This window comes from Bradyrhizobium sp. USDA 3650, from assembly GCF_054057395.1.
In genome coordinates, this window is record NZ_JBSRZG010000001.1 from 6,828,048 (window position 1) to 6,846,225 (window position 18,178).

The following is an 18,178-nucleotide window of genomic DNA, read 5'->3' on the forward strand; positions in this document are numbered from 1 at the left end:
TCTCGCGCCGCACTACCTTGCGACGTTTTTCAAATCGACGATGCGGTTGATCTGCTCGATGCGCGTTCGCTGCCGTTCAATGGCCGCGGAAAACTCAGTGGGTGTGCCGCCGAGGACTTGCGCGCCACTCGCCTCAATTCGAGAGCGGACCAAGGGATCGGCGGCCACCGCCTGCACGTCCGCGGAAATCCGGTCGCGCAACCCCAGCGGCATGTCGCGCCAGCCGAACAGACTGCAAGACCCTCGATTTCCATTTCAGGAAAGCCGGATTCAGCGACGGTCGGCACGTCGGGCAAGCTTGATTGGCGTTCGGGACTTGTGACGGCCAGTATCCGCGCCTTGCCCGCAAGGACAGGAGCTCTCACCGACAGCAGGGCGTGGGAAAGAATATGCACGCGTCCCTCGCCAAAATCCGCCTGCTGGGCCGAGGCGTCCCGATAGGGGATGTAGATCTGCTTAAGCCCGTGCCGCGCCAGCATTGCTTCGAACACGAAGTGTGGCAGGCTTGGACCCGAACTCCACGACAATTCACCGGGCTTCGCTCGGGCCAGTTCCGCCAGCTCCTGTAGCGAGCGCACTGGGAGGCCGTCGTGGACCGCGATGACCAGGATCGAACTAGCTGTCGAGGCGATCGGTACCATGTCCCGGGACGGATCGTAGGGAAGCGAGTCCTGCAATAGCGGGCTCACGGTGACCATCGAGGCGGTCCCGTAGAGAAGGGTGTGATCGTCCCTGGCGTTTGCAAACGCGCCGCCTCCGACGACGGCATCGGCGCCGGGCCGGTTCTCGACGATGACCGGCTTGCCCCAACGCCTGGTCAAACCGTCGGCATAGAAACGCGCGCTTGCATCGTTGGCGGAGCCTGCGGCAAATGGGACAATGATCTTCACATTGCGCACTGGCCAGGTGTCGTCTCCACGACAGGTGGATACAGTCGCCCAGGTGGCTCCGGCAAGAAGCATCGCGACGCGGACGACATTTCGAAGGTCTCGCAACCCCACTAGCTTCTCCCGGTCGGCCTCGAAGGAGAATTTCGAAAAGTGTCTTCAAACACGATGTTGCCAGGACTTGGATGGCACCGCGTTCGCGACTAAGCCGCTGCCAGTAGACCATGGCCGGGCGTCACTGTCCTGAAATTATGATGAAGATTGGCTGAGATTCCGGCTCGGACGGAGCTCATCACCCTTCGGAGCCGGGCCGCTTATTTTTAGTCTACTGGCCCTTGCGCGGCGAAGCTGCAGTAAGTCGGCATCCATTTCTGAAACTCTGCAACCACCGCGAGTCTCGCTGCAACCCGTGCGCTGAGGACACTTACTCAGTCAGAACAGAATTATCGACGTCAAAGACGGATACGGAAAAGCTTGCTTCACCCATCCCGAGCCGAGACTTCTGCCAAGCCGTCAAGACCGGAGCACTTACAGGCCGCAAAGGTAACATGATCATCACGCGGGCGAGGCGTTACGCCTCGCCGGCGTGATCGGTACAATTAGCCGCGCAGTTCGAGAGCTTGTCGGCTGCTGAGCGGCGGCAGCTCCGGGTCTAGGCCGGATAAAATCCATCACCGTATCCACACACCTGGACGGGACGGAATCCTCGCCGGGACAGATCGTCGAAGGCTTGTTGATATGCCACGCCATCGAGACCGTGCCGTGCTTGCCATTCGCCCGGCTGGTCCTTGTGCCAAATTGCAGCGTAGCGAGCGATCCCTGTGTCACTATACCCGCTCACAGAAACCAGACGGAAACCTGCGGCGTTCTGGTCATCAAAAGCCTTTTGGTATTCACTCGCCGTCAACCCGTGCCGACCAACCCATTCCAGGCCAGGGCGCCGTTCCCAGATCGCTGCGAAACGTACATCAACATTGACCCGGAAACCGCAAACTTGCACGGGCGCGAAGCCGTCGGCGGCCATCTGGTCGAAGGTCTGCTGGTATTGGCTCCGCGACATCCCGTGCCGCGCTTCCCAATCAGAAGATGTCCGCTGTTCCCAGATCGCGGCGTACCGGGCCTGTCCGTTCTCGGCGTAACCGCTGACGCAAACGAGTTGGTAGCCTTTTGCCACGAGATCATCGAATGTCGATTGGTACTGGTCGTTAGTCAGGCCGTGGCGCGCCTGCCATGCGGGGCCATCGCGCAGTTGCCAGACAGCATTGAGCCGGGAGCCCGTCCCCTCGCTGTATCCGCATACATTGGTCAGCCGGTATCCTTCTCTGACCAGCAAATCAAAAATCGATTGATAGGCCTCTGGGGTGATCCCGTGCCGTGCTTGCCATGCCGATCCGTCACCCTTGTCGAACAGAGCTGCGAAGCGTGTGTTGAAGCGGGAGAGTGCGGCAGACTCTTGTCCGGCCTGCCCAGCCGCGTTGTAGATGTCGGAAAAGTTTAGGTCGGCGTCGATCTGCCAGCCGCTCAGTGTTCCAATGGAAACTGGGGCGGTTGTCGGCGCAATAAACATACGCAGATGAGCGCCCCCGTTTAGAAATAGTCCGTTCACGTCGTGAGGCCCATCGCTCAAGTACGCCGTCCCAAGCTTCGTCGGCGTCCCCGGATTGGCAAAATCCTCAGACCTCCGCAGGATAAGCCGAAACGAGGAGTTCCCCACGTTTGCATGCCAGTTGCCAAGCCAACAAGCCTCGCTCTGCACAAACGTTGGATCGACGACGTCCGTGATGTACCAGCCCGAATTAATCTGCCAGTTCGGATCGTTGTTGTAGGCGATCTCGATGAATTTGCCTTCGCCCCAGTGGTTCTTAGCGAAGAACACCTGTCGATTGCGATCGAAGCCGATCAGCAAAAGCACGTGACCTCCGATGTTCGGGGTCTTGTGGAAGACATCGCAGATTACTTCGCGGTCCGCGAGGATGGTATTCTCCAGCGCGATGATGCTCGGGTTGTTGCCAAGAGACCCCCAACCCGCCGCTCTGTAGCGAGCGTTCACCCGCGCCAGGAGCGGAATGTGTTGTTCACAAAATTCAACGGCGTCGTAGTCCTCTTGGCTCGCCACTGCTTCCACGCCTGCAAATCCCAACACGGGTAAGATGTCCAACAACGTCTGCTGATTTTGTAAGTATGGAGCCGCATCCTCTGGAGGCGAGGCATTCTCCGAAATTTTCTCCGCAATATCTCCACTGCCTTGGAAACCGGTCAGCGAGGAATTGTTCTCTACCGGACGCGCTGCCGCCCCCGCGCTGTCTCGATTCAAAGCAAACGCTTTGCCCATATGAAAGATGTATTCTTCGGATACATCGATGAGCAGACCATACTTGCGTCGATATGCCGCCTCCAAAGCCGCGGCACCCGCAAAAGCCCAGCATGTACCGCGGTCATTCTGGAGCTTGAATCCCGATTGCCATTGCGCCAACGAATAGACGCCGCTGACGGGCTCCCGGAGCGCTCGCGGTCCAAGCACATCCACGCGTCCAAACTTCGTAGAGGCTCGCAAGCCTTCGGCCAACGCCCTAGCATAGGCATGTTTGTCCAAAACCGGTGACGGAGTGACCCTGACGTGCTCCGGTTTTGTGGTCGAGTGCGGGTGATAGTGTTCTCTGAGAAGCTCTGCTGTCTCGGATGAATAGTGAAGCATGATACCTCCGACGGTGCTGTCGACGTGGTCGTTTCATCTATCCCTTGTCCCCTAAAGTTGAATACGCCCGGACGCGCGGAGCGCGTGTGAACTCGCTCACATCGGCAAATGAATATACGAGTTGGTTTGCACCTAGAGATTGGCGCTTGGCCGATTGTCATTAGTGGCGGCCCAAGCCTGGTTTCAGCGAGCGTCTCGGATCTAAATCGATAAGTCCGCTGGAAAGCGTGGAAGCTCCAGGTCGATCAGCTTCTGCGACGCTTGCCCAAGAGCGCTCTTTTCACGATGAGTACACCGCCGATGACAATGACGTATGCGACAGACCGTTATTTGGGTAAGACGTTTCAAGAACAGGAGTGGTGTTGGTGCGGCTAGTAAGCCGTAGAACGAACCAAGCTTGGTGCGTTGATGCAGCGCGCAAAAGCGAAAACCCCGCCGGGGGAAGCGGGGCTTTCTGGTGGGGGTGAAGCTTAGGGAAGCTTCAATTATAAGACGCTCGCATCGCGAAAAAGGTTCAAAGCTCTCAAAAGCGAACCACGCCAAATCGCAATGATCGGGGTGACTGCCAGGCCGAAAAGCACCAAGGGTGCAGGTTCATTGCCAGTCCTGTCGCTCGAAGCTGATCTCCTTAAAAATATACGCATCGCAGCAGCGGCGGCCAGTGACGGCAATGGTGGAATGACACCTTAGACCCTGCTTGCGATTTACTTCGCCGTCACGGGCTGCCTGACCCGTATCGTGATCTTCTCCGAAACAATGGGCGGCTCGAACGGATAATGCTTGGCATCGCCTAGCACGAGCTGAAGCGTGTGCGTCCCGGGCGGAAGTTCGAGCAGCGTTTCGGTTTGTCCCGCCCCGAAATGCAGATGCGACTTGTCCTGCAGGATCGGCTCCTTGGGATCGATGGGGTCGTTGACGTCGATCAGCAGATGATGGTGACCGGCGTTCTGGTACTCGTCGCCGGCATGGGTCACTCCCATGTTGCGCAAGCCGAACCGCACCCAGAATCCGCCGCGAACCTTCTGTCCGTCATGCGGGGTGATGAAATAGAGCTTTGCGTCCTTGGGCGCTGCCTTGCCTTGTGAAAAGGCTGCCCCCGGGAGCAATGCAAGCGCCGCCGCCAGCGCGACGCAACGAAATATCTGCATCAAACCAACTCCACCACTTAGGGACCGAGCGCCACGCGGAATCCGTGCGTGGGATAACGAACATTGGTGTCGTAGCCGTCGCGGTTGGACGGCCGCACATATCTCGAATCGTTCTTCCAGGAGCCCGAGCGCAGGACATGAGCGCTGCAGTCTCCGCTGCTCCATGCCGAGCCGTCACCGGGCGCGCCCTGATAGGTCTTGTGCCAGCAGTCCTCGACCCACTGATCGACCCCGCCGCCCATGTCGTGGAGCCCGAACGGATTAGGCCTGAAGCTGCCGACCTTCGCCGGCTGCTCGGCCGCGAGATCACCGCAATCCTTGCAACCAGCCATGCCCGACTGCAGCTTGTCGCCCCACCAATATTTGGTCTGCGTTCCGCCCCGCGCGGCATATTCCCATTCGGCTTCGCTCGGAAGCCGGTAAGTCTTCTTCGTCGCCTGCGCGAGATAGGCCGCATATTGCTGCGCGTCGGTCCAGCTCACATTGCTGACCGGCGCATCGTCCTTGCCTGTGGCCGTGAAGCCGCACGCCTTTGCAGCGGCGCACTCGTTCCATTCCTGCACGGTCACCGGATATTTGCTGATCGAGAACGGCTTCACAGTCACCTGATGGACAGGACGCTCGGTCGGGTCGTCGTTGCTTCCCATTGCAAAGCTGCCGCCGCGAATGGCGACCATCTCGGGTTCGCGGACGGGAACTGTCGATGGACTTGGCAGCGGAGCGGGCGAGGGAGGCGACGAAGCCGAGGAGGGAGACGGCTGCGGCCTTTGCGCGACGCCCTCCCGCGGCGGCTGCTGCGGGCTTGGCGATGCGGCAGGAGAAGCGTTAGGAGAAGCGGCGGGCAGGGCGGCATGCTCGCTCACCTTGCCCGGCGCCTGCGTCAGCAGGTACCACAGCACGCCGGTGGCAATGACCAGCAGCGTGAGGCTCAGAAGGAAGATCAAGATATTCTCGCGCCGGCCCTTGGTCTTGCCGACTGCATCTGCATCCGGCAGCACGCGATAGACGCGCACGGGATCGGTGATGTTCTTGACCTTCCGGTCCCCGAGCGACTCGTAACCGCACACCACCTTGTGCTTGATCTGCTCGTAGATCGCCCCCGAGATGTAGACCTGACCAGGCTCCGCAATGCCTTCGATGCGTGAAGCGATGTTGACGCCGTCGCCATAGATATCGTCCGACTCAACAATAACGTCGCCGAGATTAAGCCCAATCCGGTACTCGATCCGGGTATCCTTCGGAAGCGAGGCGTTGCGCCCGATGAGGTTCTGCTGGATGACGATGCTGCATCGCACGGCCTCGACCGGACTGTCGAAAATTGCGATGAAGCCATCGCCCGTCGTCTTCACCAGACTCCCATGGTGCTCGACGATGCTGGGCTGGATGAGATCCCGCTCGATCCGCTTGACGCGGACGTGCGTGCCCTCTTCGTCAGCCTGCATGAGGCGGCTGTAGGAAGCGATGTCACCGACAATGATCGCAGCCAGACGGCGAGGCCCCACGCTGTGTGAAGGGGGGTCACCGTTGTTCCCGGACCGGAAGTTGCGAATTTCGCCCATAGCGGACCCACAAAACTGCCGAACGCGACGCAGCATACGATCCCCAAAAGGATCGAACTCCAAAAAATATCACATCGATGAGCGCAGACAATATCGAAGCACTCGTCTGTATCGCGTTGCCGATCGAAATGCCATCCTATATTACCTGCCGGTCCTCGGACGCGGTCTCGCCGCCGATGACTGTCGAGCGTACGTATTGGGCGCCGCGACCATAGGGCGGCGTGAGGGCATGTCAGCGGCGAAGAGACGATAGGGCTGCTAGCAGCCGGTCCTAGAACATTCCGATACCTTTCGGCATTGCATGGAATGCGCAGGTACTAGTTTCACTTTGAAGGAAGTCGCCCCCATACTAACCATACGGGCGAAGTCCTCAAGACGACGAGGCTGCCTGGGAGCGGCCCTTCGGCTTGCCCGTGACGTTGAGCATGGTCTGCGACCGGTGAAAGTTGAACACTTCGCGTCGTCAGTGAGACGGGACCAGTGTTCATCGTGACGATGACGACAAATCGCTGCTAGGGACCAGGACCATTGGCGCCCGAGCATCATCTGCGTGCTCATGCCAACCCCACCAGGCGCAATTGTGAGACCCCCGCCGCCGCGGTGGGATGACTGCGGCATCCGACAAAAGTGCCGTCGTTCACCGGGTTCGCGAGCGGAGGAACGCTCTTATGGCGGAGTTGCCTATCAGGAGCGCGATCCGGCGTTCGGCGTGAACTGAGCCGCAAGTTTGCACAGCTAGAAGAACAATGCCAACCAGCGCAGCACGCCGATCTCCGCCTCATGATAAGGCTTCATCACTGCCCAGGAGCAGCAATGGTCACGGTCTCTTCCATGATCTTCGCCACGCTACCGTCTCGGACCACGATTGCGGTATAGTAGCCGGGTAGAGGTTGATCGCCGAGCTTGGCCTGCCACTCGCCAGCATTGAACACGAAGTTGCCGAAAGACCGCGCCACGTTGCGCTCGACCGAGTAGTCGTGCAGGTCCAAGTTGACGACATCCTGCAGGTTACGGCGAATCGCTTCTCGGCCTACGAAGATACCGCTTGGCGTCACCCGAATAGCGTCGTTGGTAAAAGCTGCAGCCATGGCATCGACGTCTTTGCGATTGTATGCCTCGGCGAAATCCTTCTGCAGGTCGGCATACTGGTCGGCCGTAGTCTGCTGAGCGGCGGCAACATAGCAAGCCGACATCAATAAGAATGCGGCAAGTACGATCGTACGCGCCATCGGGGTTCGCCTTCGTCAGGACGATTCGGTCAGAACCACTCGCCCGGCATGTACTTGTCGGCAACAATAATGCTCACAGACACGAGCAAGCCGCCAAAACAGAATAGAGATACCGATAAGAACGCCTCGAAGTCAGCAATCGTCTCGACCGACGCCTTGGGAAAAATACGGGTAGTCAATGCCGCCATGTTGCCCTCCAATTTGTTCTATCGCGGCTGAACCAAACTCGCGCTCGGCCCATCACGGCGCGGAGTCAGCGCCTATTTTACAGCATCGATCCGCAGCATCTCGTCGAGGCGAGCCTGGCAGTACTCTTCATAGAGTGCGTTGATGATCGTCCACATGACGTGAGGTCCCCTATCCACCTGATGAAGGCTAGTGCCGTTCTGTTTCAGGATCGCTTCGTGGGACCTGCCATATGGTTTCGAGCTGACGGCCTTCGCGCATCTTGCAGCGCACAGATTTCGCGGACAAAGCGTGTCACAATCGAAGTGCTACGGCGCGAAATCCTTACTTGCGTTAGTAATCCAAGCACTGTCGTTGGCCGCCGGGGCCTGATGCAGCTTATCGCTGCTTCTTCAATGCGTCGGAGCGGCCGAGCGATGCGGTCACTTGGGCAGAAAGCTTGAGGTGATCGGCTTGAAGGCTTCCTGCGCAAAAGTCCTGTAAAGCTCGCCGATCTTGGTCGCTTCAGCGAAGAACGTCTCTTGTGCAGACTTGGCGTATTCGGTTGTCAATTCGGTGAACTTGTCGGGGGACTTCACGGCTGCAAGCTTCTCGAAATAGGCCTTGCTGGCCTCGAACGACGATTTCGCGAAATCGGTCTGGGCGGTTGTAATAGCGGTAAGATGCTGCTGAATGTTGGAAAAATCGGTCATGTTAAATGGTCCTTGGTCGATCAGTCCCGGAGGAGATCTCCGATCCAATTGATCACGGTGTCTTATGAAGGTGGGGGTGCCTAAAAAGCAAGCATAATTGGTGCGCCGCAGCAATGACAGTTTGTAGACTGTAGTTTTACGGAGTTCACATTTGAAGATGGACGGCTTCGAGTCACAGGCTGCCTCTAACGGCCTAATGGCCCTTCCGGTCGGCGTTTGAGGCTCCGCCGTCCTTGTGGGCTAGCTGCTCAAGAAGCAGGAGAATTGCGCGGCGCGTGCCCCGACTCTTGATCTCTTTGAACGCTTTGATCAGGCGAAGCGTGTCGCGATCGATCTTTGGGAATTCCATCGGCGCCCCGGCGAGCGAAGGCCACAGCAGGGAGATCCTGCTGCGGCCCCGCGCGGTCAAAAATCCGGGTGGAAAAGATCTAAGTGAAATATGAAGCCAGCCCCGGTGAACCGATCATACCGGGCCGTCGGGCAAGGGAAGTATGATCTAAATCACGAACCCGCATTAGTGATTAATCTGAACCATCCATGCTGAGGGAGAGCGCCGCCGAGGCGGGCTAGCTGGCGGGCTCTCACCTCGAGCACAAGGCCGCGTATGTCCCCCACGGCCCTGTCCCAAGCAACAAGCCACGCAGCCGCCGCTAACAAACTGTAAACCTAGTTGCGTTCATATTCGTCGGTCGCAATGGTGAACTCGCTGCGACCTTCGGCCGGAAGCCCGCTAGCTAACGCACCTGGCGGGCTTTCTTCCTATCTGAAACAGTCTGATGATCCATCAAGCATCGCGTGGATGAAGAGAAACGACAAACCCAAAGAATGGACCGATGCAGAGGTGCAACTCTTGCTCGCTCTGTCGCGCGAAGGCGCCGGCGCGGTACAGATTGCGAGTGCGTTGGATAGATACATTTCATCGGTGAAGCGTGTGGCGGAAAACTTCGGCCTTCAACTGCGGGGTTAAGGGCTCCGGTCACGCTGGCCGGCCTAGCACTCCCGGCGCTCTAATCCGCAATTGGATCGGCTGCCGGGAGCATTGGGGGCTGGAAGCCATGCGATGCCACGTTAGCCCTATATCGACAATGCGTACAAAACCGGAATCCGGTAGTTGTCCGGAGTCCATTTTCGGAACGGGGTGTTCTACTGTGAGAACACCGGCGCGATTTAAATACCAACCAATTTCAAGTTGACCGGGAATGCCGCAGTGGGGCTGGAACCACGCTGCGGCTTTTCCGTGAGAAATACACTTCCGCGCACATCGAAATTTTCGTTAGACGACAGTCTTGCGTAGCAATTTGATCCCGAAGTTCATTTTGAGCGCGGGCGAGCGCAGTTGGATAATGGGCAAGATCGGATTTGCAATCATCTTTGCTGCGATTGCGGCATATGCAGCGGATCATCGCTGGAACGATGGCCGCTATACACGAAGCACAGCTACGGTGCTTCGCGATGTGCAGCATGCGATAGGTTGGTGACCCTCAGGGGCAGCCGTGATCATTGATCCTGTTCAGCTTGCGTCGGCCTCAGTGTGGTTCTAGTGCCCGTTCAACGCCCGCATGCTACCGATGCGGGCAAACATGGTCGGCTTCCACCTTCCGCGACCAAAATCAACGGTCCATCGCGGCTTGCCACTAGCGTCAAGCAGCGTCACCAACTTGCCGCGGTTTGGCAGCACGATCGACTCGTCGAAAGCGGACCACTTCATGCCTTCGCCAGCAAATCCTTGCCCGGCGTCAGGAGTCGCACATAGGTGCCGCTTTCGTGCAGATCGAACCAGTCGCGCTCGAATGCAGACTTGATGCCGGCGCCGAACTCCGTGCCGCTTCCCTTGAACGTGTAGTTGATCTTCTCGATATAGATTCTGCCGTCCTGTACTGCCCCAATGCCCGAAGCCAGCTGAACGAGCTGGCGGGCGGCAGCCTCTGGATCGGCAAAAGGGCGTTCAGTGACGTGCTTCATCGCTGGAATCAAAACCTCAAGCGCCTATGCCTGGCTTGACTTGCCCGCGACGTAGGCGGGAATCGCCACCCGTTTGTCGCGAATGATTGTGTTAATCGTGTACACCACTTGGCAAAACTCCTCGGCCCCGACATGTTCTGCGCGTCGTGGCGGCGGTACATCAGCGATTAGGCCCTGCTCTGGCGGTCTTTTTCTTTCCCGAGGTTTGCAGACGGCACGGTCCACCCACCAGGAGATTGGTCTATCCTCGTGAGAAGTAGCCGGAATTGATGAACGTCCACTGTGGGAGGGGAGGCCTAGCGATTCGGCGCTACAATACCAGTGTTCGTATTCCCCAAATCCTGCACAGCCTTGTTCATCGTAGGGTGGGTGACGTAGCCGCTGGCGGGGGTAGAAGAGCCGTTGTTCTCATTCCTGGCGGGATTGCCCAGCCGATTTCCCGTGGTTTGATAGTTGAGAGCGTTGCTTGTGTTAGGTCCGGGCGAACCACCCGTACCGCTCGCGGTGCCACTGCTCGACATCGAGCCGGCCGCCGTGCTGCCTGAGCCTGTTCCTCCTCCAGAAGCTCCACCTGAACCACCTCCGCCAGCTTGCGCCAGCGCCGAGGCGCTGGTCAAAACTAGCGCCGCTACGAAGAGAAATGTGGAAGATCGCATTGTGGGCTCCTATGCTGCATAGGAAAAAACGCCCCAGCTCGATCTCGTTCCAAATGGAAGTCACTTAAGAAGAACAGGGCGCTAAAGCAGATTATTGGGAGGGCGCAAAGAGTCGTGCGACCAGCGCAGGGCATGCGCTCCAGCCGAGCAGGTGGTGGGGCCAAATGCTCTCGTAGCGCTGCACCCTTGGTCTGCAACTGGGAGAAGCCGAATGCATCTGATCCGTCACCTCATCGTTGAAGGTTCAAGCTCCAGTGTCGATAACGGCGGGGCTAGGACGACATCGTATCACACCCTCTACCTACTAAACGCTATCCATGAGACTAGTCAGCAATGCTTTGCGACGGATGGTGCTCTTCTTGCAGATATGCTCGGCCGACAATCGTCAGTAATCGCCGCATTCAAGGATGTCCCGAACATCCTGTTCGTTCAGGCGGGACAAAACGATCTTCGTTCGAGTGACGCATCAGCGTGGCTGGCGGCATTTGTCGGTTATTTAGCCAACTTTCAGGAAGCAATTAAGTCCTCACGCAAAATCGTGCAGCTCGGAATCAGCACGCATAATCCTCGTAACGAAATTATCTTCAATGTTAATCGGGCCGCCGCCGACGCAGCCCTGCGGCGTTTTCCAGATGAAGGAAAGTGCGATTTTGTCGTCGATTGGGCTGCCGATCCGACCTGGGGGCCTGACTCCGCTGCCGCAAACCAAGTTTTATACCCTGACGGCACGCATCCTTCGCAGGGCGGACAAAGCAACATGGAGGCAAATTACTTTCGACCTACGCTCAACTCCCTCTTTCCTCTCACTTGATTCATCGTAGAATTCGTTCTTATTCGCTAGACCTGAAGGCTGTAATCGACGTCAACACAAGCTCAAGTGTGCTGATGGAACTTATGGCCCCTTGATCTTTGCGTTAGGCGCCGAAGTGGAATAGGCAAACGATGCTCCGCTGGCTTAGCTCAGATCATCAAAAGATCCGAAGCGATCGAAAGCAGCTTGAAGTGAGGGCTCGCCGCCTGCTGCAGAGTTACCTGACGGCCAATGAGTGGCAAAAGCGCCAATACTATCAGGCAATCGCCGGCGCGGCTTCTGCATGTCAGCCTGGTATTGATGATCCGAGTTTAAGTAACGAGAAGCTTGCTGAATTAGCCGCTCAGGCGGCGACAAAAGTCGTCCAAGTACGTGATCGGAAAGCCAAGGATGCGCACGACCATTCAGCTGTACTGATCACGGATGCATACGCAACAGTTGCAATCGCCTATCGACGAGCGGCTTCAGCCTACACTGCTGACAAGGAAATGGAGCAGCTGGGCACCGCCGCAGTACACCTGGTCACGATAGCGAATTCATTCATGAATGCTGAAACGGTGCGGTCACTGACAGAAATGTGACTGCGGCTTCGGCAAACCAGCCTCGCCTCTTTGCTCCGGCGTAAACCTTGCGCAAACCCTTTCTCCTAAGCTGACCGTAAGACGTTGCTTGTACCGTCCTCACCAATAAGAAGCCGGAACTCTGCCCGTCCACTTTTCGGCGGCCCGATCAATCTTGTGCCCGCGAGTGGAGGTTGGAATTTGCTGGACTCTACGTCTTCTCTGCGGTGTAGCGTCATTACCCGACGCGTGCTCGGTTGCGCCTGCTACTGCGCTTCCAATTCGCGAGACGCCTCTAATGCGATGGCTTCGGCCCCGTGGGCTTGCGCAGCGGCGATTGCCCGTTTCAAAAAACTCTGGCGTTCAACTTGAGAGCCATGGCCGCAAAGGCGCGCCTGTCGCAGGATCAATTCGGGAAGAAAGCCTCTTGCCTCCAATGAAGTGGCAACGTCAACCGCCTCGCGCAGAGCGGCCTGAGCAGCCTCGATGTCACCAAAAGCAGCTTCGGCCTCCGCAACCAAGGAAAGTATAAACGGCCGGAGCAGTTCTCCTTGTGTTTCGCGATAACTTGCAAGGCCTTTCAAGATCGCCTCTCGGCCGCCTTGCAAATTCTCCCGACGGACAATTTGGTCGTAGCCGATTGCTACCTTCCCCATTGCTACCCAGTAAGCAAAACCTTTCTCCCCTGCAATATCCAAGGCCTGGTTGGCAAACTGCAAGGCTTTGTCGACTTGTCCAGCTTGTTGAAGGACAAGCGCAGCAAAAATCAGGCCGTAGCACGCGCTCACGGAGTGAGACGAGCCCTGCGCTGCAGCCGCGGTCGCTTCAGCCCGCCGCGTTGCCACCCCGACGCCATGACGAGGCAAAGCAAGCCAGCATAGATTGGCGAGAGCTAGCACTTGTGGATCATGGCCCGCCGTTAGTATGTGCGCCTCCATTCTTACGGGCTCAACGGCCTGGAGGGCACGCGCAAGATCATCTTCCGCTCCAGCCGGGTTTCCCATGCATCCACGATTCCAGCCGCGGCGGCGCCATGCGTCAACTAGCGAACAGAGGTCGCCGGTGCTCTCAGCAATGTTGACGAGCTTGTCGCAAATTCCTTCCGCACGGGAAAGAGGGCCACGCACCTGGTAGAAAGAGGCAAGTCCTCTTAACGCGGGGAGCGTTCGCACCACTTCCTGAACACGTTCGGCAGCTCCGAGAGCAGATTCGAAGGCTTCCTGTACGATTACGTTGGCGTAGCCGCGCTTGGCAATCAGCACATGACCAAGCAGAACGTACAAATCAAGTTCCATTTCCGCGACAGCCTCGTGAGGCAATCTTGCTAAAGCCGCCAGACCGCGGCGCACGTGCGCCTCGGCTTCGTCAAGAGCCGCAGCGGCCAAAGCTCGGCGCGCTGCTCGAGCATATAACGGTACGGCCGCGGTGAACTCCTCTCCTGAGAAGTAATGCTGTGCGAAAATTTCAGGTCGCTGCTCAACGAGGCCCAGCCGAAGCGCCGCAAGTCGTTCAGCAGCCTTTGCGTGCAATGCACGCCGGTCAGCTGTCAAAAGCGAATCGAGTGCCGCCTGCTGCAGAAGTGCATGTCGGAACGTATATTCTACAGAACCCGATGCCGAGCGCGTCCGCGTGAGAACCTCTGCGTCGAGAAGCCACAATAGTCGTTCTTCTACAACAATGTCCGGCAAATCTGCGAGCTCACTAAGCAGATCGACCTCGAGGTAGGGTGCAAGAATAGCAGCGCACTGCGCCAAGCGCTTCGCCTCGCCCAATGCATCAAGTCGCGCCGTGAAAAGCTGCTGCAGCGTTCGCGGCACCAACGGCGTGTTGATCGCGAGCGTAAACTCTTCAATAAACAAGGGAACGCCATCCGACCGCGCCAAAATGGCCTCGCGTGTGGACGCAGGATGGTGCCCTCCGAGTGCCGCCAGCAATTGCTCTGCCTCGGCACGCTCAAGTGGCGGCAAGGTCAGTCGGAGCATCGTCACCCGGTCGGGCCACGGCAATACAAAATCGCTTCGATAGGTAGCGAGGAGCATGGCCCGCCGAGTTGACAGCAGGTCAGTAACGCCGCGGAGCAGCTCAAGCAGCGAAGGGTCTGCCCAATGCAAGTCTTCAACCAAGATCAGGAGCGGCGAATCCCCCGGAAAATGCAGCAGCCATGTTCGAAACGCCTGCAACAAAATGCGTCGCCGTGCCGCTGGAGCGAGATCGGCCACGTCGGGGCCAACCCCTAACGTGTGAAGCAGCAAGGCTAACGTGGGTTCTTCAGTGAGCCCCATCTGGTCGAGAAGATGCCGAAGCGATTGCTCAATCGTATCAGCTTCCCCTGTCTCGACCGATGTCTCCAGCCTTTCGCGCAGTGCAAGGATCGCGGGATGAAACGCGCTGACGGCCCCGGGCGGGGTACAACCGAGTATGATCACATTATGCGCGGCTTGTGCGGCGTGATCCAAGAGTTCCTGAGCGAGGCGTGATTTACCGATGCCTGCCTCGCCCGACAGCAGGATTGTTTGTCCCTTGCCCTGGCAGGCGTCGTCCCATCGCGCGAAAATCATTGCGAGCTCGTGGGCACGCCCCACCAGTGGAGCTCGGCGTCTTGAGAATGTGAACCCGCGATCTTTCAATTTACCTCTTACCCTAAACCACTTGCCGGGTAAGAGATCCAGCGGCGGTAATTCTTCCAGTAGGAAGAACTCGGCAACTAGCTCGCGTGTCGCCTCGCCAATGACGACGCTGTTCGGTGGTGCAAATTGTTGAAGTCGCGCAGCGGTGTTTGGGGCAGTGCCGACCAGCCCGTCGAGCTCGATCGCGTTCTTTGGGCCGAGCGGCCCAGCAAGCACGATTCCTGTTTCGATGCCAATGCGGACCGCGAGATCCCTGCCGCCACGGAGCGAGGTGGTGTTAGCGAGCGTTTCGATTTCGAGGGCAATGGCCAGACCGGACAAGACGGCGGCCTGGGCGTCACGGTCAAGGGCACGGGGGTAGCCGAAGCACGCCAATACGCCATCTCCGGCATATCGCGAAACGTATCCGCCGTTTCGGACCACGGCACTGGCACATCGCTCGCGATAAGCGACGAGCAGTGCGGCCAAGTCTTCTGGATCCAGGCGTTCGGCAAGCTTGCTTGACCCGACAAGATCACAGAACATGGCCGTCATAAGACGACGATCGGTCAAGCCCTCGATGCCGTCGGTCAGCCCGCGGCTTGGGGGCGTGGTGCCCAATGACGCGCCACAAACCTGGCAGAACCGTTGACCTAATGCGACGGGGGCGGCACATCGAGCGCATGGCGGGACAAGTGCTCGTCCGCAATTGCCGCAGAAAAAGGCGCCTGCCGCCGCCGTTGTGCTGCAGCTCGGGCATGACGCGGACCATGTTGGTCCTTCTTCGGTTTGGCTGCCAGGGACCAACCTCATCAACCTCGCGATAGCTTAAACGGCACGCACGGTAAGTGCCGTAACGATATAGCTGCCGATAGCGGCTTGCAACCGAAGGCAGAATGTCGATCGATACGTTGATGACCTCGGCGCTACGTGCTGATAAGATGGCACGTTCACTTTCGCGGGTATCGGGGGGATTGGCACATGCCCAAATATGTTACCCCGCCTAAGATTACGATCTCTATTACGAACACGTGCAATCTTCGGTGCTGCTGGTGCTATGGCGATTGCGGCAATCCAACCGCGAAACCAGAGCTGAGCTACCGAGAGTGGTCAAGGTTTATCGATTACCTCGTTTCGAATGATTTCATCCAGGTTTACATTGAAGGTGGAGAGCCGTTTCAACGTGCAGATTTTTTCAAGATTCTGAAACGTAGCTGCCGCAAGCTTATGACCGTCGTGCGTACGAATGGCACCCTGCTTAACGAGGAGAGTGCGAAGGAACTTAAAGCGATAGGCGTCGGTCGCATGCTCGTCGATATCATGGGGGCGACCTCTGCTACGCATGACGAATTAACAGGTGTCGAGGGGAGCTTTGAGAAATCCTGCGCAGCAGTCGGCCACCTTTCGGCCGCCGGCATCAAGACTGATGTCCTCGTCATTCTCAACCGCAAGAACTTTAGAGAAATTCAAGCCTGCGTTGATTTGGCTCATCGATTAGGCGCATTGCGCCTCGGCGTTCTCCGCCTCTACCCGTTAGGCCGCGCCAAACGCGCTTGGACCGATTTGGCTCTCTCGCTCGATGAGCAGACCGCGGCCATCGCAGATCTTCATGTGCCTGATGGCTTTCAGATCATGAAATCTTGGCACCCAAATGATCGCAATTGCTGCTGGCAGGGCGCAACGGTGAACGCGTTTGGCGACTCAATCGGCTGCACTTATCTGAGAGAGTATGTGAATTTTGGCAACATTCGCGCCACGCCCTTTTTGGATACCTGGAACAACAACGAGCTCTATCGGACGTTGCGCGAAGGCGTAGTCGAAAAGTCTTGTCCGTCCTGCTACGCGAAAGACGGTACGCGTGGAGGCTGCCGTTCCACTGCATTTGCGTTTCACGGACGGTGGGACGCGCCAGATCCGTTTTGCGCCCATCTCAATGAGGGGACCGATCTCCGTGTCCTGCCCAAGCACTTGTTATAGGAAAGTGCGCAACGTGCGCGTTCGTGGCGTGCCCGAGATGGCCGCCTGTCTCGTCTTCACGCCGAATAATCCAGAGGTATTTACGCTCAACCCTTCCGCATGGCTGATACTCCAATTGTGCGACGGCAGATCGGAAGCGGAGATTGCGCGGGAGTATCTGATAGCCGCCGAGCCCGCACTTAGTCCACATGAAGTCGCCAGTGAGGTTCAACGAGGCCTTGCAACCCTCTTGGAAAGGGAAATTGTTGAAGTGGTGAGCAGCAAGAATTTAGAGGTCGCAATTAAAACCCGCAGGAAGTAGTGCCATGACAAAGATTAGCGAACGGCAACGTATTGAAGCGCTTCTCCGGCGCCAGGGTGTAACACAGCAATCGAGAGTAGAGCCGCTTGTTTCTGAAGTGCGATCGGATTTTGTACCAGTGTTTCCCCCTCCATTTCCATCCGCGCCCAACGGAATTCTCGGTGGGATCGTCGTTATCTGGCAGTTCTGTCTAGCACCTGAAGATGCTCCGGAGTTTCACGAGTTTTTACGAAAAACAGAGGACTTCATCGGAACCGCGACACTCAAATCGGTGGAGGGCGCCAACTACCGCGGCACCTACATGATGCTTGGTGGAGGAGACGAATGCTGCAGACCGACAGCCGTAGGGTTCTGCTACCGAGTAATTTGGTCGTATGAGTCGCTCGATGTAATGGGCAAGGCTTGGAGCCCTCTGGCGAAGGAGGCGAAATCTAATCTGTACAAGGCGATCGTTCAGTTGCGCTCCTATTGGCTGCGCGATCCTCAAAGAAGTGAGGTGAGAATTGCGCCGGCCATCAGTTTTCTCGATCCAGAGCACGATGCAGGTGATGGCTTTGCTAAACTGACCCTTGAAGCCGCCAAACTCGTCCCAGAGCGCCTGAGCAGCGGTGGTGAAAGAATGGCTGATCAACGCGGGCGGGCGGCGACTAAACCGAAAAAGAAGAGGTGATCACCCGCGGTTCTTAACTGTACTCCAGTGGCTCGCCCTTCAAAGCGCAAAGACGCTTTGGGGTGCTCGGAATCCGACCCGTCGTCGGTCTCGCCGCGTACCGCCGTGGCAGGATAAAACAAGACATAGTGCGCAGCGCTTCCACCATGGGATATTGCTCTTGTTTCCGGTTGAAAACAGGGGACCTCTTGCCGGAGGGGAGACCTCTCGCTCGAACTCAGAGGGTAACATGCCAAGCC

At 57.7% G+C, this 18,178-nt stretch carries 15 protein-coding genes and 1 pseudogene; 6 read left to right on the top strand and 10 right to left on the bottom strand.

The window, feature by feature from the left end; all coding sequences use genetic code 11:
* Positions 1 to 29 precede the first annotated feature (29 nt).
* From ACVIN2_RS32045 to ACVIN2_RS32075, 7 genes are all read right to left on the bottom strand, one after another.
* A complete protein-coding gene (locus tag ACVIN2_RS32045) occupies positions 30 to 899 on the bottom strand; it encodes a Bug family tripartite tricarboxylate transporter substrate binding protein (protein WP_456768628.1) in 870 nt (289 codons plus the stop codon).
* Positions 900 to 1,539: 640 nt separating this feature from the next.
* The gene (locus ACVIN2_RS32050; RefSeq protein WP_456768629.1) at positions 1,540 to 3,582 is read right to left on the bottom strand and encodes a hypothetical protein; all 2,043 of its coding nucleotides are present in this window, start codon (positions 3,580 to 3,582) and stop codon (positions 1,540 to 1,542) included.
* A gap of 704 nt (positions 3,583 to 4,286) precedes the next feature.
* On the bottom strand, positions 4,287 to 4,730 hold the full coding sequence (locus tag ACVIN2_RS32055; RefSeq protein ID WP_456768630.1) for a DUF4399 domain-containing protein: 444 nt from the start codon (positions 4,728 to 4,730) through the stop codon (positions 4,287 to 4,289).
* A 17-nt stretch (positions 4,731 to 4,747) separates the two neighbouring features.
* A complete protein-coding gene (locus tag ACVIN2_RS32060; RefSeq protein ID WP_456768631.1) occupies positions 4,748 to 6,289 on the bottom strand; it encodes an SUMF1/EgtB/PvdO family nonheme iron enzyme in 1,542 nt (513 codons plus the stop codon).
* A gap of 794 nt (positions 6,290 to 7,083) precedes the next feature.
* On the bottom strand, positions 7,084 to 7,518 hold the full coding sequence (locus ACVIN2_RS32065) for a YybH family protein (protein ID WP_456768632.1): 435 nt from the start codon (positions 7,516 to 7,518) through the stop codon (positions 7,084 to 7,086).
* A gap of 29 nt (positions 7,519 to 7,547) precedes the next feature.
* Positions 7,548 to 7,706: a hypothetical protein gene (locus ACVIN2_RS32070; RefSeq protein ID WP_197031148.1), complete on the bottom strand. Its 159-nt coding sequence runs from the start codon at positions 7,704 to 7,706 to the stop codon at positions 7,548 to 7,550.
* Between the two features lie 420 nt (positions 7,707 to 8,126).
* Positions 8,127 to 8,396 (bottom strand): phasin family protein, encoded by a 270-nt coding sequence (locus tag ACVIN2_RS32075; protein ID WP_051462794.1) that lies wholly within the window; start codon positions 8,394 to 8,396, stop codon positions 8,127 to 8,129.
* Between the two features lie 799 nt (positions 8,397 to 9,195).
* Here ACVIN2_RS32075 and ACVIN2_RS32080 point away from each other — a divergent pair.
* Complete coding sequence (locus tag ACVIN2_RS32080) at positions 9,196 to 9,363, top strand: hypothetical protein (RefSeq protein WP_155809755.1); 168 nt, start codon at positions 9,196 to 9,198, stop codon at positions 9,361 to 9,363.
* 737 nt (positions 9,364 to 10,100) lie between these two features.
* Here ACVIN2_RS32080 and ACVIN2_RS32085 read toward each other — a convergent pair.
* Positions 10,101 to 10,358 (bottom strand): hypothetical protein, encoded by a 258-nt coding sequence (locus ACVIN2_RS32085; RefSeq protein WP_456768633.1) that lies wholly within the window; start codon positions 10,356 to 10,358, stop codon positions 10,101 to 10,103.
* A gap of 867 nt (positions 10,359 to 11,225) precedes the next feature.
* Here ACVIN2_RS32085 and ACVIN2_RS32090 point away from each other — a divergent pair.
* Both ACVIN2_RS32090 and ACVIN2_RS32095 read left to right on the top strand, forming a co-directional pair.
* Positions 11,226 to 11,825 (top strand): hypothetical protein, encoded by a 600-nt coding sequence (locus ACVIN2_RS32090; protein ID WP_456768634.1) that lies wholly within the window; start codon positions 11,226 to 11,228, stop codon positions 11,823 to 11,825.
* Positions 11,826 to 11,956: 131 nt separating this feature from the next.
* The gene (locus ACVIN2_RS32095; RefSeq protein WP_456768635.1) at positions 11,957 to 12,406 is read left to right on the top strand and encodes a hypothetical protein; all 450 of its coding nucleotides are present in this window, start codon (positions 11,957 to 11,959) and stop codon (positions 12,404 to 12,406) included.
* A 245-nt stretch (positions 12,407 to 12,651) separates the two neighbouring features.
* On the opposite strand, the gene ACVIN2_RS32100 is transcribed toward ACVIN2_RS32095, so the two are convergent.
* Together ACVIN2_RS32100 and ACVIN2_RS32105 are read right to left on the bottom strand one after the other, a co-directional pair.
* Positions 12,652 to 15,612: an AAA family ATPase gene (locus tag ACVIN2_RS32100; RefSeq protein ID WP_456769843.1), complete on the bottom strand. Its 2,961-nt coding sequence runs from the start codon at positions 15,610 to 15,612 to the stop codon at positions 12,652 to 12,654.
* A gap of 18 nt (positions 15,613 to 15,630) precedes the next feature.
* Positions 15,631 to 15,804 (bottom strand): annotated as a pseudogene (locus tag ACVIN2_RS32105) (double zinc ribbon domain-containing protein); the annotation flags it as partial.
* A 168-nt stretch (positions 15,805 to 15,972) separates the two neighbouring features.
* On the opposite strand from ACVIN2_RS32105, the gene ACVIN2_RS32110 reads away from it, so the two are divergent.
* From ACVIN2_RS32110 to ACVIN2_RS32120, 3 genes are read left to right on the top strand one after another with little or no spacing between them, the layout of a single operon-like run.
* Positions 15,973 to 16,968, top strand: coding sequence for a radical SAM/SPASM domain-containing protein (locus tag ACVIN2_RS32110; RefSeq protein WP_456768636.1), 996 nt, complete (start codon positions 15,973 to 15,975; stop codon positions 16,966 to 16,968).
* 13 nt (positions 16,969 to 16,981) lie between these two features.
* Positions 16,982 to 17,269, top strand: a complete 288-nt coding sequence (locus ACVIN2_RS32115) for a PqqD family protein (RefSeq protein ID WP_456768637.1) — start codon at positions 16,982 to 16,984, stop codon at positions 17,267 to 17,269.
* A 4-nt stretch (positions 17,270 to 17,273) separates the two neighbouring features.
* A complete protein-coding gene (locus ACVIN2_RS32120; protein ID WP_456768638.1) occupies positions 17,274 to 17,939 on the top strand; it encodes a hypothetical protein in 666 nt (221 codons plus the stop codon).
* Positions 17,940 to 18,178: the final 239 nt, after the last annotated feature.